12 protein-coding genes are annotated in these 15512 nt (G+C 46.4%); 3 read left to right on the top strand and 9 right to left on the bottom strand.

Annotated features, from left to right (window positions below):
* Window positions 1-11: 11 nt before the first annotated feature.
* The 6 genes from NL643_RS04185 to NL643_RS04210 all read right to left on the bottom strand — a co-directional run bounded on the left by NL643_RS04185 (window position 12) and on the right by NL643_RS04210 (window position 6841).
* On the bottom strand, window positions 12-2867 hold the full coding sequence (locus NL643_RS04185) for a formate dehydrogenase subunit alpha (RefSeq protein ID WP_253643950.1): 2856 nt from the start codon (window positions 2865-2867) through the stop codon (window positions 12-14).
* Window positions 2868-2877: 10 nt separating this feature from the next.
* Window positions 2878-3078 (bottom strand): twin-arginine translocation signal domain-containing protein, encoded by a 201-nt coding sequence (locus NL643_RS04190; RefSeq protein ID WP_005396171.1) that lies wholly within the window; start codon window positions 3076-3078, stop codon window positions 2878-2880.
* Window positions 3079-3151: 73 nt separating this feature from the next.
* Complete coding sequence (locus tag NL643_RS04195) at window positions 3152-3778, bottom strand: molecular chaperone (protein ID WP_104971687.1); 627 nt, start codon at window positions 3776-3778, stop codon at window positions 3152-3154.
* A gap of 9 nt (window positions 3779-3787) precedes the next feature.
* The gene (locus NL643_RS04200) at window positions 3788-5449 is read right to left on the bottom strand and encodes a 4Fe-4S dicluster domain-containing protein (RefSeq protein ID WP_029835546.1); all 1662 of its coding nucleotides are present in this window, start codon (window positions 5447-5449) and stop codon (window positions 3788-3790) included.
* A gap of 308 nt (window positions 5450-5757) precedes the next feature.
* Window positions 5758-6387 carry a DUF3306 domain-containing protein gene (locus tag NL643_RS04205; RefSeq protein ID WP_253643951.1) on the bottom strand — a complete coding sequence of 210 codons (630 nt, stop codon included), beginning with the start codon at window positions 6385-6387 and terminating at the stop codon, window positions 5758-5760.
* Complete coding sequence (locus NL643_RS04210; protein ID WP_005396177.1) at window positions 6377-6841, bottom strand: DUF3305 domain-containing protein; 465 nt, start codon at window positions 6839-6841, stop codon at window positions 6377-6379. Before NL643_RS04210 ends, NL643_RS04205 begins: the two co-directional genes overlap by 11 nt.
* Window positions 6842-7166: 325 nt before the next feature.
* Between NL643_RS04210 and NL643_RS04215 the strand changes: the two genes are divergently transcribed.
* Window positions 7167-8000: a formate dehydrogenase accessory sulfurtransferase FdhD gene (locus NL643_RS04215; RefSeq protein WP_005396179.1), complete on the top strand. Its 834-nt coding sequence runs from the start codon at window positions 7167-7169 to the stop codon at window positions 7998-8000.
* A gap of 362 nt (window positions 8001-8362) precedes the next feature.
* Here the strand turns inward: NL643_RS04215 and NL643_RS04220 are convergent, their stop codons facing one another.
* The 3 genes from NL643_RS04220 to NL643_RS04230 form a co-directional block, all read right to left on the bottom strand.
* Entirely contained in the window at window positions 8363-9955 is a 1593-nt protein-coding gene (locus NL643_RS04220; protein ID WP_012841837.1) for an ABC-F family ATPase, read from the bottom strand.
* 217 nt (window positions 9956-10172) lie between these two features.
* Window positions 10173-12212, bottom strand: a complete 2040-nt coding sequence (locus tag NL643_RS04225) for a cache domain-containing protein (protein ID WP_005396184.1) — start codon at window positions 12210-12212, stop codon at window positions 10173-10175.
* Window positions 12202-13653: a sigma-54 dependent transcriptional regulator gene (locus tag NL643_RS04230; RefSeq protein ID WP_005396186.1), complete on the bottom strand. Its 1452-nt coding sequence runs from the start codon at window positions 13651-13653 to the stop codon at window positions 12202-12204. Before NL643_RS04230 ends, NL643_RS04225 begins: the two co-directional genes overlap by 11 nt.
* 333 nt (window positions 13654-13986) lie before the next feature.
* On the opposite strand from NL643_RS04230, the gene NL643_RS04235 reads away from it, so the two are divergent.
* Both NL643_RS04235 and NL643_RS04240 read left to right on the top strand, forming a co-directional pair.
* Window positions 13987-14805 (top strand): substrate-binding domain-containing protein, encoded by an 819-nt coding sequence (locus NL643_RS04235; protein ID WP_005396187.1) that lies wholly within the window; start codon window positions 13987-13989, stop codon window positions 14803-14805.
* Between the two features lie 6 nt (window positions 14806-14811).
* Window positions 14812-15510, top strand: a complete 699-nt coding sequence (locus tag NL643_RS04240) for an ABC transporter permease (protein WP_005396188.1) — start codon at window positions 14812-14814, stop codon at window positions 15508-15510.
* Window positions 15511-15512 lie beyond the last annotated feature (2 nt).

Below are 15512 nucleotides of genomic sequence, written 5' to 3' on the forward strand. Positions count from 1 at the left end.
TGTCAGACTCCTTACGCTTTACGAATGTTACATAGGGTTACTTTGGTTTCCTGCATCAAAGTAACCGGGTCGTAACCGTAAGTGGTTGCCGTGTTAGCCGATTCGCCAACAACGTAAGGCTGTGTGCCTTCTGGGTATTTAGGACGTAGGTCTTCACCTTCGAACTTACCGCCAAAGTGGAACGGAATGAACGCCAAGCCAGGTTTCACACGACGTGTTACCATCGCTTTCACCTTGATTCGTCCCTTCTCTGCACCTTCAACCCAAACATCATCACCATCTCTGAAGCCAAGATCGTTCGCGTCTTTCGGGTTCACTTCAACAAACATTTCTTGTTGAAGCTCGGCAAGCCAAGGGTTTGAACGCGTCTCTTCACCACCACCTTCGTATTCAACCAGACGGCCAGAAGTCAGAACGATTGGGTACTCGCCCGATTTGTCCTGCTCTTGAATGGATTTATACAACGTAGGTACACGGAAGATTGCATCTTTGTCTTCCCAAGTTGGGTAGTCCGTTACAAGGTCACGACGTGGTGTGTACAGTGGTTCACGATGCAGTGGTACGCGGTCTGGGAACGTCCAAACAATCGCACGCGCTTTCGCGTTACCAAACGGAATACAACCATGCTTGATCGCGACACGCTGAATACCGCCAGAAAGGTCAGTCTTCCAGTTTTTACCCTCTGCTGCCGCTTTCTCTTCAGCGGTTAGATCGTCCCACCAACCAAGTTGTTTCAACAACTTGTCAGTGAATTCTGGGTAACCATCTTTGATTTCACAGCCTTTCGAGTAGCTGTCTTCTGCAAGAAGACTCTTGCCTTCGAATTCCACACCAAAGCGCGTACGGAAGTTACCGCCACCTTCTGCAACCGCCTTAGACGTATCGTACAGAATGTGTGTACCTGGGTGTTTCATTTCCGGTGTACCCCAACATGGCCAAGGTAGACCGTAGGTTTCACCGTTGACAGGGCCACCTTCCGCTTCCAACGTGGTTTTGTGGAACGTATGCCAGTTTTGTTGGTGCGCTTTCAAACGCTCTGGGCTTTGGCCTGTGTAACCAATCGTCCACATACCTTTGTTGAATTCACGCGTTAGGTCTTCAATCACCGGCTGGTTGTTTTCAACACGGATGTTTTTGAACAGAAGATCTGAATAACCCAGTTTCTTCGAAAGCAGGTACATGATTTCGTGATCTGGTTTTGATTCGAACAAAGGTTCAATCACCTGATCACGCCATTGTAGAGAGCGGTTAGAAGCGGTAACACTGCCGTATGTTTCAAACTGCGTTGTTGCAGGAAGCAGGTAAACGCCGTCGGTACGGTCGTTCATTACCGCAGCAACCGTTGGGTATGGGTCCACAATCACCATCATGTCCAACTTCTGCATCGCTTTTTTCATCTCAACACCACGTGTTTGAGAGTTCACTGCGTGACCCCAGTAGAACATTGCACGGATGTTTTCGCGTTGACGAATGTTGTCTTTGTTTTCCAGTACGCCATCCACCCAACGAGATACAGGAATACCTGCACTGTGCATTGGTTTTTGACCACCGTAAGCGTTGTCATCGAAACGACCTTTAATCCATTCGTAATCGATTTCCCACACTTTTGACCAGTGACGCCAAGCACCTTCAGAAAGGCCGTAGTAGCCCGGTAGCGTGTCAGAAAGTACGCCAAGATCGGTTGCGCCTTGTACGTTATCGTGGCCACGGAAGATGTTTGCGCCGCCGCCTGATTTACCAATGTTACCAAGCGCTAGCTCAAGCACACAGTAAGCACGTGTGTTGTTGTTACCAGTAGTATGCTGAGTACCACCCATACACCAAACAATACAGCCTGGGCGATTTTCAGAAAGCAGTTTTGCTGTTTGGTAAACGTCTTCTTCGCTTACGCCTGTTACACGCTCAACTTCTGCTGGCGTCCACTTCGCTACTTCAGCACGGATTTCATCCATACCGAATACACGTTGACGGATGAATTCTTTATCTTCCCATTGGTTTTCGAAGATGTGCCACAACACACCCCAAATGAATGCTACGTCAGAACCAGGACGAAGTGAGACATAGTGATCCGATTTTGCTGCCGTACGTGTACGACGAGGATCCGCTACGACGATCTTACAGTTGTTCTTCTCTTTCGCGATCAGAATGTGCTGCATCGCTACTGGGTGTGCTTCAGCTGGGTTTGAACCAATGAACAGCATCGACTTACAGTTGTGCATGTCATTGAAAGAGTTGGTCATCGCACCGTAACCCCAAGTGTTTGCTACACCCGCCACGGTTGTTGAGTGACAAATACGCGCTTGGTGGTCAACGTTGTTAGTGCCCCAAAGTGATGCCATTTTGCGGAACAAGTACGCTTGTTCGTTGCTGTGCTTTGCGCTTCCCAAGAAGTAAACCGAATCAGGGCCAGACTCTTTGCGGATATCCATCACCTTGTTACCGATTTCTTCGATCGCTTGATCCCAAGAAAGCTTTTTCCACTTACCGTTTTCAAGCTTCATTGGGTATTTAAGACGGCGCTCACCGTGACCATGTTCACGCAGTGCTGCGCCTTTTGCACAGTGACCACCGGCGTTAAATGGGTGGTCGAATGCAGGCTCTTGACCCGTCCAAACACCATTTTGAACTTCTGCGTAAATACCACAACCCACTGAACAGTGAGAACAGATAGTACGTTTCACTTCTGTTTTCGCTTCTGGATCGACTGATTTTGCTTGCGCTTTTTTCATCATTCCCGGTGCGAATAGACTAGCACCAACCACTGCGCCACCAGCGGCAAGCGAAGTGTTTTTCATGAATGCACGACGAGATACGCCAAGCTGGTTCGTTTCTTTGCTCACACTGTCGGAGCGTTTGACAAGTTTCATCCGTTATCTCCTAAAGTGTGTCGTAGTAATCGCGAATGTGTTGAGTTTCACGATACCCTTTCTTCTTCACGTCTTTTTCAGAAGGCTCAACCGTTTCTGAAGCAACGGCCACTTTCGTGGTTCCCGCAACAACAGCACCAGCAACGGCAGCGGTTGTGAAGCCTTTTAGGAGATCCCTACGGCTTGTGTTTATTTCTTTATTATCTTTCATCATTGCTTCCTTACCTTACGGTAGATCTTTGGAGACTCATGCCTCTCTATCGATATGACCAAGTACTGCTCGATTACTCGTAATCAGTGACGTTTTTCACATCAATTTTTAATTTGTTCTTACTGCTTTTGGTGTTCACGCTAAAGCGCACTTGCTCTAACGTTAAAAACGCATCGCAAAGCTGTGCAGCTGGCTTGTAGAAGTTCACGCTTTCTGCGTTCTCTAGTTGGCGCGTAAAAGATTGGAACCAAGGGGCGATGTGTTTGTTAAACACCGCTTGTTGAAGTTCTTCCTCTTCACCCGTCAGCATTGCCATCACTTCGCACAGTGCAGAAATATGGTCTTCAGGCTCTTTCACGTTCTCTTCTCGTTCGATGCCTAAAAGATCCAAATCGCGACGAATTTCCGCTAACGGTTTTTCCATCATCGAGCCAGTGCGATGCCAAGACCCGAATGGCACAACTTCACCACGTCCAATGCCAATAAACAGATCTTGATATTCTTCTTCTAACGCTTCTCGCTGCGCTTCGTTCGCGGCTTGTTGCAGTGCGAGCCAAGCTTTTTGCATCGCGCTCTCAGACGGTTCAATTTCTAGCGATTTCAGGAACGCCAGCATTTCATCACTTGGCGCACTACGAAAAAGTGCGGATAGAACGAGATAAATGTCCGTTCTCAGTGTTTGTTCTTGTTGTGTATCCACTGCGAGCTCCTAGTATTTCAATTGATTCATTGGATCAGCAGCCATCGACTCAAACATGTCGATCACACGACAGTCTTCACACATGGCGATGCGATTAATGGCAGCTTCATCAGAGAAATGAGAATGACCACGAAGCTTGTTTTGCAGCATGTCGATCATCGATTGCGGAGCAAAAGGCTTGTGACAGCGAATGCACTCGGCTGCCTTTTCTTCATGAATCACAACCGCTTTCTGGCGTTCTTCTTTCACCCAGTTCATACGAGGAGTAAGCGTCAGCACTTTCTCTGGACACGCTTTCTCGCACAGCCCACATTGAATGCAGTCTTGCTCGACGAATTTAAGCGACGGAGATTGGCCGTCCGTATGCAATGCACGTGTTGGACACACCGCCACACAGCTCATGCACAACGTACAACCTTTGCTTTCACAAGAAACCGTGCCGTAAGGTGCATTCGCTGGCAGTTCAACAATGTTCTCAACTGGAATACGCGATGCTGACAACGCATCCAACGCCGTAAATAGACGCTGACGTTTGTTACCTTGCAAATCACCTAATGCCAAATCAAAAGACTCGGTACAAAGTGTCGGAGCACCTTCACGTAGTGATTCTAGATACAGAATGTCGATGGTTTCTTTGGCGATACCAAGTTGGTCGAGCAGTTCTTGAGCAATACCTACTTCGCTATTAAGTACACGAATAATGGTTTGAGGCATAAAACGCGAAGCCGCAAACAGCACCTGAGTGGCACCGTTCACAAGCGCGGCGAACCAAGTATCAATACCAACCGAAGGCAGTTCTTCCACCACAATTGGAATCACGTTATCTGGCAGTGCTTTTAGTGCCATCACGTTGTAGCTCTCGTGGCGAGAACTACAAATCAATACGATAGGGTCTAAACCGCCCGCTTGCTCGTAGTTTGCTAGCGTGCGTTCAATGAATTTTTGCGTATCTTCAGGATTAGGTAGCGCGTAGTGAATCGCTTCTGTCGGACACGCTGTAGCACAAGTACCCACGCCTTGACATAGGTATGGATTGATCTCGATGCGATGGCCCGTTTTGTCGCTGCCTTCACTCGATAGCGCCCCTGCCGGACAAGCATCCACACAACGTTCGCAACCTTTTACGCCACGAGAGCTATGTGCACATAGATCGGTATCTAAACGGAAGAATTTCGGTTTATCGAATGTCCCCATCAAGGTTGGAATTTCTTCCAACGCCTCAGCCAGTTTCGGATAGCCACGACCAACTGGGTAGTAGCCCGGTACTGGTACTTCTTCCGACATGCAGCTGTTTAGGCAAAGATCGAGTACGATATCGAAACAATCGCTATTGATCGCGACCTTGGCAAGATTGTTGGTCGAACCATGATTTTCAATGAGAACTTCAAACGTACCTAAGAACCCTGAAACCTGAACCGAATTGGCGTAGTAAAGCTCGGGATTTGTTCCCTTTTCGCCATCGGTAGAAAGCAGCGTTAGGCTGTTCATTTGCGACAATTGCGCTGCCGCACTTTCGATGATTGCCGTTGGACCCACAATCAAAGTGTTACCGCCGCTTTCATAGCTTACGGTTGGTGGAATAAGATTGGTCAACTCTACGGTATTTTCGAAAGCGTACAGCCTCGCTTTACCGTTATTGGAAGTTGCTTGTTCTAATAATTGCTTCAGCATTGCTCAATTCCATTTATGAACATGGATAGTCTTTTCCATCTCTTAGTGTAGTTAGCGCCGGAGATTCTGCTGATTAACTTATCAATGAGCATTCTTGTTCCGCCGTCTATAGGCGATGAATACTACGCAGTGGGCCCGGACTAACTTCAACCAGATTGGTATTGAGCAACAAATAGCAAATGTCATGCCAATAAAATATCAATTAAAATTCAACAGCTTATATATTTTACCGACAAATAGTAGGGATAAAAAAACCGGTTGAGACATTTTGTCCCAGCCGGTTCATTGAGTATTTAGTCAAAATGTACCTATTCTTTGTGTGGTATATTTTGTCTCACCTCGTTAGGAGGTGATTCCTCAGAAAAAGTATCACTTTCACCAGGCACTGTGTTTATATACAGTTCGTTTTCATCTTGGGTAATTCCGGCACTTTTTTCGGCGTTTGGTTCTGCGTCTTCAACCACCTCATATGCGATATCGTCAGCGTTGAGCTCAGATCCTTGCGCCGTTTCAACGTCTGGTTCTTCTTCCACTTTTTCTTTAACCCAATCACGCAGTGTCTCTGCGACGTCTTTAGAAAGTGACTTTAAGTTACTGTAATCATCATCGTAATCATCTAGGCCATCACGCACGTTAAATTCTTCGGACAAGAACATTTTGCGCAGCGCGGCTTTCTTAACGCTTTCTGAAGCTTCAGAAACCAGCAGTTGCGCCACAGACATTTCTTCGGGCTTTTCAGTCTCTACACTCGCGGTAATGTCTGGAGCCTGACTAACCTCATTGACGTTCAAAGCGTCTGAGCTTTCGTCAGCGTTTGAAAGCGCTGTGACACTATCTTCGGATTGCTCCGTCTTTGCTATCGGCGTGATCTCTTCGTCATGTTGGGAAGATTCTTCTAATTTACGTTTCGACCAACGGCTTAAAAAACTAGTTGCCATTTGCTCTACCCGCTCCTTTGCGTTTCTTACGTCTTACTTCTAACAACTCACCGTGGCGACCAATAAAGGCTTCCATCCAAGCCTGAACGGCTAACGGCATATCGTTGGATAGTACAAGGTTGTCGCCATCCATATATTGCGCCGCGACAGATTGCGAAGCCGTTAGTAACTGTATCGCTGGTTTTTCACCAGACTCGACGTTATCCATCACTAAAAAAAGTTTAGGTTGCTGAGAGCTTAAGTTAAAGCGGTAGTCTGTACGCTCGTCTTTGTGTAATTGCAACAGACAAACATCGGGAGTCTCTTCCGTCGGATTTAGCGCAAATCCCGTCAACTGCCATTGGGTTGTCACCCAAATCCCTGTACTGATCTCATGCTCAACCAGCTCTACGCCAATTGGCCATGCGTCTTCGGTCTTCTCGTAATTGTTCTCGAAATCTTTCTTATCCGACATAACTCACCCAGTTTTTCTATTTTGGTCTGAAAGCAATCAGGACACTTTGACCTTACTTTCGACCATTTTATTGACTTACAAGCAATAAACGAGCCACACTGATAAAGCTTAGCCTATTCATGTCCTCTGGCTATAAGTACCAAACTAGCCGAAACTCAAATGTACGGATGTGTCATTACTGCGAACTCGCAGTTTTAATGCATTGTTGACATAAAACCTCGCAATTTTTGTGGGAACCGCTATTTTGGAACGAGATTTGCTTTGCTAACCACTTAGCAAGCTAAATGCGTAGCAACCTAACGCTCTTAATCACTAGGACACGACTGTGCTGAAACCAAATATTATTAAAACCAGTGAAAATCCCCTGCAAACCATTGAAGTCGACGTGTACGACGAGTACGGCGAAAAACTGACAAAGCAAATCGCGTGCGAGCGCCCTCTTACGGTCATGCTGAACTGGAAAGAAGTAGTCACGCTCATGACGCTAGGTTCGCGTCCAGAAGCGTTAGTACTAGGTTATTTGAAAAACCAAAGCTTCCTGTCCGATCCAGCAGCGATTGAATCCGTCATTATTGACTGGGAAACGCATTCCGCAGCAGTGATTACTAAAGAAAATACCGAACATTTAGAAGGAGCTCTGAAAAAGAAAACCGTCACATCTGGCTGTGGTCAAGGCACCATGTATGGCAATGTGATGAAACAACTTGAGAACTACCAAGTGCCTCAAGTTCCGCTTAAACAATCAGAAATCTATTCCGCATTGGAAGCGTTGACTCATTACAACGACACCTACAAAAAAGCAGGAGCGGTGCATGGCTGTGCGGTTTGCAAAGGCAATGAGGTATTGTCATTTGTGGAAGATGTCGGCCGCCACAATGCAGTGGATACGCTTGCAGGTGAGATGTGGCTCAAAGAAGAAACAGGTGAAGATAAAATTTTCTACACAACTGGTCGCCTTACTTCAGAGATGGTGATTAAAGTGGCCCAAATGGGCATTCCTGTTCTACTTTCTCGCTCTGGCGTTACTCAAATGGGGTTAGATCTTGCGAAACAATTTGGCATTACGACGATTGCGCGAGCAAAAGGTTTACGCTTCCAAGTATTTACCGGAGCCGACAAGATTGAGTTTGATGTGAAAGGCGAAAGTGCATCTCGTTAACGAGAAAATAATACAAAACCGTCGATTCGTGTAAACTTATAACAATTGGGATAAGTAAATCATCACGTTATGAAGGCTTAATTAAACGATATAAGTCAGAAATAGCAACATGTGTTGTAGCAATAACAACGCTTGCTTTAATTGATGCTAACTACAGCTCATTCACAAAGGATGTGAACTATGGACAATGACCAACTGTGGAATTTTTTGCTCACGCCCAGTGGCATCATGCTCTCAATGATCATTACATTTGGTGTCGTCGGCATATATGCGTATATAACCGGTCAGTTTAAGGATTAAGACCAATATAAAAAGCCTCGCTAAATAGCGAGGCTTTTGCTTTTTAAACGCTTTGCGAGTAATTACGCGTCAACGCCACGAGATTTTAGGAACTCAGAGTACGTGCCTTTGAAGTCCGTGATCTTGCCATCGCGGATTTCGATAATACGCGTTGCTAGCGAGTCTACGAATACACGGTCGTGAGATACGAAGAACAACGTGCCTTTGTATTGCTCAAGCGCGGTGTTCAAAGATTCAATCGATTCCATATCCATGTGGTTGGTAGGTTCGTCCATTAGCAGCATGTTTGGCTTGTGCATCATCAGCTTACCAAGCAGCATACGACCTTGCTCACCACCAGACAGTACTTTTACTGACTTTTTAATGTCGTCTTGACCAAACAGCATACGACCAAGGAAACCACGAACGACTTGCTCGTCATCACCTTCTTGACGCCATTGACCCATCCAATCCGTTAGGTTCATGTCTTCTGCAAAGTCATGCGCGTGGTCTTGCGCGTAGTAACCGATGTTTGAGTTTTCAGACCATTTGTACTCACCCGCACGCGGTTCAAGCACACCAGCAAGCGTGTTTAGAAGTGTTGTTTTACCCACACCGTTCTCACCGATGATCGCAACGCGCTCACCCACTTCAAAAATTGCATTGAAGTCTGAGAACAAGTCCTCTTCGAATCCTTGGCTTAGGTTTTCAACAATCAGAGCGTTACGGAACAGCTCTTTCGACTGTTCGAAACGAATGAATGGGTTTTGACGGCTAGACGCTTTAACTTCATCCAGTTTGATCTTGTCGATTTGCTTCGCACGAGATGTCGCTTGTTTTGCTTTCGATGCGTTTGCTGAGAAACGTGCAACGAACGTTTGTAGCTCAGCGATTTGAGCTTTCTTCTTCGCATTATCGTTTAATAGACGTTCACGAGCTTGAGAAGCTGCTGTCATGTACTCATCGTAGTTACCTGGGTAAATGCGCAGTTCACCGTAATCCAAGTCAGCCATGTGCGTACATACTGAGTTTAGGAAGTGGCGGTCGTGCGAGATGATGATCATGGTGCAGTTACGCGCGTTTAGCGTGTCTTCCAACCAACGGATCGTATCCATGTCCAAGTTGTTGGTAGGTTCGTCAAGCAGCATAACGTCTGGGTCTGCGAATAGAACTTGCGCTAGAAGCACACGAAGTTTCCAGCCCGGCGCCACTTCGCTCATTAGGCCGAAGTGCTGCTCCATTGGAATACCCACCGCAAGAAGAAGCTCGCCCGCTTTTGCTTCTGCCATGTAGCCGTCCATTTCCGCAAACTGAACTTCTAGGTCAGCCACTTTCATGCCGTCTTCTTCACTCATTTCAGCAAGTGAGTAGATACGGTCACGCTCTTTCTTCACTTCCCATAGCTCTTTATGACCCATGATAACGGTATCGATTACCGTAAATTCTTCGTAAGCGAACTGGTCCTGGTTTAGTTTTGCAACGCGCTCGTTTGGATCGTAACTCACGTTACCGCTGGTTTGCTCAAGCTCGCCGCTGAGGATCTTCATAAAGGTTGATTTACCACAACCGTTAGCTCCAATTAAGCCGTAGCGATTACCTTCGCCGAACTTAACTGAAATGTTTTCGAATAGCGGCTTAGCGCCGAATTGTTGAGTAATATTCGCTGTGGAGATCAAAACCTTTACCTTAGCAATTGGGGTGTATTTAGAAAAACCGGGCAACGGTACTTGTTCATGCTACATACTGCAAGTGTTGTTTTTATTAATTCATCGCTAGTGAAACCATCGCAGTGCTTCTTCAAAGCAAAAAGCTCAAGCACAAATGCGTCATTGAATACAAAAAAGAGCCAGTATTATAACTGGCTCTTTCTTCCGTAATGCTTACAACAAGTGACTAAGCGATATTCGTCACCTCTAGGATCAGCTCGGCTTTTTTAGGTAAATAAATACTGAATTTACTGCCCTTTCCCCATTCCGACTCGGCTTTTAGCTCACCACCCGTTTGGCTGAGGATACTTTGAGAGACCGACAGTCCCAATCCAGTACCCTCTCGCTTCGTCGTGTAAAATGGTGAGAAGATTCGATTCAAGTTTTCTGGCTTAATACCGCAACCCTCGTCAATAACATGAATCGCGGCTCCTTTCACTTCGCCCTCGTCAATCCAGTCTTCACTGACTACGGTTAACGTGCCTTTGCCGTTCATTGCGTGAATGGCATTCATTTGCAAATTAACTAAGATTTGTAGCAAGTGGTGACGGTTTATCTCAACGGACGTATGCGCTTGTAGATCAGTCACAAACTCGACGTCGCGTTTCTTGGTGCCCGTTTTAACCAAGGTGATGCTTTCATCAATGATAGGATTGACATGTTGCCAAGTGATTTCATCTTGAACACCACCTTGGCGACTGTATTGCAATAAACTGCGCGTGATATTGCGAATACGGTCGATTTGCGCGTGAATCGCATCAATCTCTTCTTGTACTCGACTTGCATCGTCACCCAACTCAAAGTGGATCAACTCCACGTTGCCAAGGATCACGGCGGTTGGGTTATTGATTTCGTGAGCAATCCCCGCGGTGAGTTCTCCCAGTGCTGCCAGTTTTTCATGAACAACGAGTTTGTCGCGGGTTTGGTTAAGCAATTGAATATGCAGCTCTAGATCTTGGGTTTTTTCTCTAAGGCTTGCCGTACGCTCTTGAACTTTGCATTCAAGTTGCGCTGCGGAGTTCTTCAGTTCAATTTTGCGCTCTTCTAGCGCGTCTAACATATCATCAAACTGTCTGGCTAATTGTGCGAGTTCATGATCGGCATCCAATCCCAATGGACCAATCCGTTTTTCTTTTCCTTGTTGGACCTGCTTAACTACTTTATGAATGCGTTCGATCGGCCGAAACAGATCATAAGAACCGCGATATACCATCACGCCGGAAACCAGCAATAACATAATGGTAATCAAGCTAATTTCGGCAATGTTGGTCATGTAGGCTTTAACGAATGGCCACATTAGGTAACCGGTATAAAGCATACCAATGACGTTGTCGTATTGGTCTTTGATCGGTTGATACGCCGTAATATACCAAGCGTCATACACATAGGCTCGGTCAACCCACTGCTCACCTTTTGAAAGTACTTGGTTATACACTTCTGCGCTCACGCGAGTGCCTATGGCGCGCCCTAGCCTATGCTCGCTGTCTAGAGGAACGTTGGTACTTACACGCAAATCATCAAGAAATACCGTCAACGTGCCAACCGGACGAAGGCGATCATTATCGCTGAGATAGATTAAGTCGCGAATTTGATCTACCAATACAGTACTGTTATTGAGAAGCAAACCACCATCAAGAAAGCCGATCAAATCATTCGTTTGGCTATACACAGGAATCACGGTTCGACTGACTAACCCACGCGCTTCCATGCCACCATCAGCAAGAATAGGCACTTCCGCTCGTTTAGCGAGTTCAGGATCGAGGCGTTCGAGTTCATCTTTATTGAGTACATCAAAAAACGATTCTCGCTTAGTGAGATCCATAAAGCGGAATTTGTTTTCCATCGAGTTGACGCGTTGGAAAGAGAGAAAATCTAAAGCATATCTTTTCTTCTGCTCAGTGACCCACTTTTGCAGCTCATCTTGCGGTATCCCTTGATTGATGCGAATACGAAAATCGTATGAGTCAGCAAACGCACGTACGTAATTCGATTGCTTTTGCTGTAACAACGTTACGCTGTTATTCGCAACACCAAGACGTTCAGAGACATCCAGCAGTGCATTCTGCCACGTATAATGGATGGACCAATAAATGGTAATCCCGATCAGGGCTATCAAAGTGAGGAAGATAGGTGCGGAGGTTAAAAATAATAAGCGATAACGCACCATGGTTTTAAAACGGTGCGTCCATTTCGACAATCCTTTGTGCTGTGGGCCGTTAGTCGGCATATTCCTCATCCTCAGAATCCCATTCTTTATACTTACGTTCTAAGGTCTTACGCGCAACGCCTAAGTCACGAGCAGCAGCTGATTTGTTGCCTTCGTGCAAATTAACGACCTGTTTTATATGCGCTTTTTCGACTTCTTTCAGTGTCCAGTTGTTTGGATACCCCTCACCTGTGAACTCTCTACCTTCTTTAAACGTCGGTAGTTCAGCAGAATGAGAAACAGTAATCGACACATTAGGCAATGAGTGTCCACCATTTAGCTCCCGCCAATAATGCGCAGGCGGTTTGCCAAGCAAAATGCATCGCTCAATCAAGTTTTTCAGTTCACGAATATTGCCTGGCCAATCGTACTCGCTCATCGCTTCCATATCTTCGTGCGCCCATTTTGGCGCAGGCATACCAAGCTCCCGCGTCAGCATGTTGCTGAAAAATGGCACTAACTCAAATAAGTCGGTTTTGCGCTCTCGCAGCGGACACACTTCGATTTTGAGCACATTCAAACGGTAATACAGGTCACTGCGGAAGTTGCCTTGGTTGACCTCTTCTTGCAGGTTTCGGTTGGTGGCAGCAACGATACGGACATCAATGCTGATTTCTTTTTCTGAACCAACAGGGCGGATAGTACGCTGCTCCAAAACGCGTAACAGCGAGGCTTGCATTGCAAGTGGCATTTCCCCAATTTCATCGAGGAACAAGGTGCCGCCATTTGCTACGCGGAACAAACCTTCACGAGATTTTTTCGCACCGGTAAACGCGCCCGATGTATGACCAAATAACTCACTTTCAAGTAGTTCTGGCGCAATGGCGCCACAGTTGATTGGCACAAATGGGCCCGTTCGCCCACTCGCTTGGTGAATACCTCGCGCAACCAGCTCTTTACCCGTACCCGACTCACCTTCGACCAAAACAGAAGCACGCGACGGTGCAAACTGGTTAATAAGCTGCTTAAGCTGACGCGTTTTTTCTGAACCACCGATGATCTCGGAGGTATTGTGACGTTGGTAATCGCGCTTCATGGCGTACTGCATGCGCTCGTTCAAACGGCGATCCATACAGCGGCTGACCGCTTTTAGCATCTGCTCAAGGTTGAAGGGCTTGAGGATAAAGTCAGAAGCACCAAGTTGAAGTGCGCGAATAGCAATCTCTAAATCCGCATAGCCCGTCATGAAGATCACATCGGCACGTTTGTCGTCATCTTCAAACGCTTCTTCCCACTCAATCCCAGAGCGCCCCGGCAGATTAATATCCAGTAAAATCAGATCATAATGTCGAGAATTACGCAGTTGCTCTGCTTCTTCGATGCTGCCAGCAGTGTCGACATGTGAGAAAAGCTTCCCCAATGCCTTTTTCAAAATGGCTTGCATGCCCAATTCATCATCAACGACCAGTACGGAAAAGGCGTTATATTGTTGGTTTGTACTAATATGGGATTGAGTAGACATATTTACCCCAGATGGCTTCGGATGGGACAGAGTGTACCAAGTTTAAACAGAGATACCCTACAAAAAGTGCGACATTTTGTACCAACGCAAACTTTTGTGCAAATAACCCCATGATTTAGTGCATAAATCGAGCACTTTTAGCTTGTAAAAGGTTGGCATCTTGTTTGCTATAAGGTGGCTACAGGGCGTATTCAAGTGATCTCAGGATGTTGGTGTTTGTTATTCCAACACCCTAAGGCAACTTGCACTTTGAACTAATCGCTCTCGCCCAAGAGGCCTCTTCCAATACATCGGGAGAAATGCCAAATAATCATTGGAAAGGAACACATAAAAATGAAAAAAATTGCGCTAACTCTGGCTGCGACGTCAATCACGCTTGTAAGTTACTCTGCGTTTTCCGCTCAAGATGGCGAGCACGTTCGCCTAGCAACCACTACCAGTACTTACCATTCAGGGTTACTTGATTACCTGCTTCCACAATTTGAGAAAGACACGGGCTACAAAGTCGATGTTATCGCTGCGGGTACTGGCAAGGCCTTAAAAATGGGCGAAAACGGTGACGTAGATTTGGTGATGACACACGCACCAAAAGCCGAAGGCACATTCGTTGAGAAAGGCTACGGCGTTCTACCTCGTAAACTGATGTATAACGACTTTGTGATTGTAGGCCCGAAAGCTGACCCAGCAAAAATCAAAAATGACGAAGGCGTGTTAGACGTGTTCAAAGAGATCGCGAACAAAAACGCAACGTTCATCTCTCGCGGCGATGATTCTGGTACGCACAAAAAAGAAATGGGCTTCTGGGCTCAAACTAAAATCGAACCAAACTTTGGCGGTTACCGCAGCGTAGGTCAAGGTATGGGCCCAACTCTGAACATGGCGTCTGAAATGCAAGGCTACACCATGACAGACCGCGGCACATGGTTGGCTTATCAAAACAAATTGGATCTAGAAATTCTGTTCCAAGGCGATGAAAAACTGTTTAACCCGTACCAAGTTATTCTTGTTAATCCTGAGCGTTACCCAACAATCAACTACCAAGGCGCGAAAGCATTCAGTGATTGGTTGGTGAACCCTCGCGGACAGGAACTTATCAATGGTTTCCGCCTAAACGGTAAACAACTGTTTGTTGCGAATGCTGAGAGCAAATAACGCAATATGAATCTTGCTGATACAACACTGGAAGCGCTTCGCTTACTGGTGAATTTTGATGCAGACCTATGGGAGATCGTTGCGGTCTCCTTTAGTGTTTCTATCACGGCAATATCTTTAGTGGTATTGCCGGCTATTTTGATGTCCTTTGTACTGGCGTATACCGACTTTCGCGGTAAATGGTTTTTGTTGTCGATCGTGAATACGCTGCAAGCGGTCCCTACCGTCGTGATTGGCCTGTTGCTGTACATGTTGCTGTCGCGCGCTGGCCCTTGGGGAGACTGGCAAATGCTGTTCACTCAGAAGGCGATGATTTTCGGCCAAATGGTGATCTGTTTCCCTGTTTTGGTATCGATGATGCATGGTGCATTGCAATCTAGCGACCGTCGCGCTGTGGAAACTGCCATCACGCTAGGCGTCTCCATTCCGCGCGTGGCCGCTACGATGATTTGGGAAACCCGCTTTCCTCTACTCGCAGCTATCATTGCAGGGTTCTCACGTATCGTAACCGAGGTGGGCTGCTCAATGATGGTAGGCGGAAACATTATGGGCGTAACGCGCAATATTCCGACCGCTATCGCAATGGAAAGCAGCAAAGGTGCTTTTGCGCAAGGAGTTGCATTAGGAATTGTATTACTATCTTTAGCGTTGGCACTAAACTTCTTCTTATCAAGCATGAGAGGCAAAGGCTACCTCAGAACATAGAA

It is taken from the genome of Vibrio sp. Y42_MX_L11 (assembly GCF_024181785.1).
Taxonomy (GTDB): domain Bacteria; phylum Pseudomonadota; class Gammaproteobacteria; order Enterobacterales; family Vibrionaceae; genus Vibrio; species Vibrio diabolicus.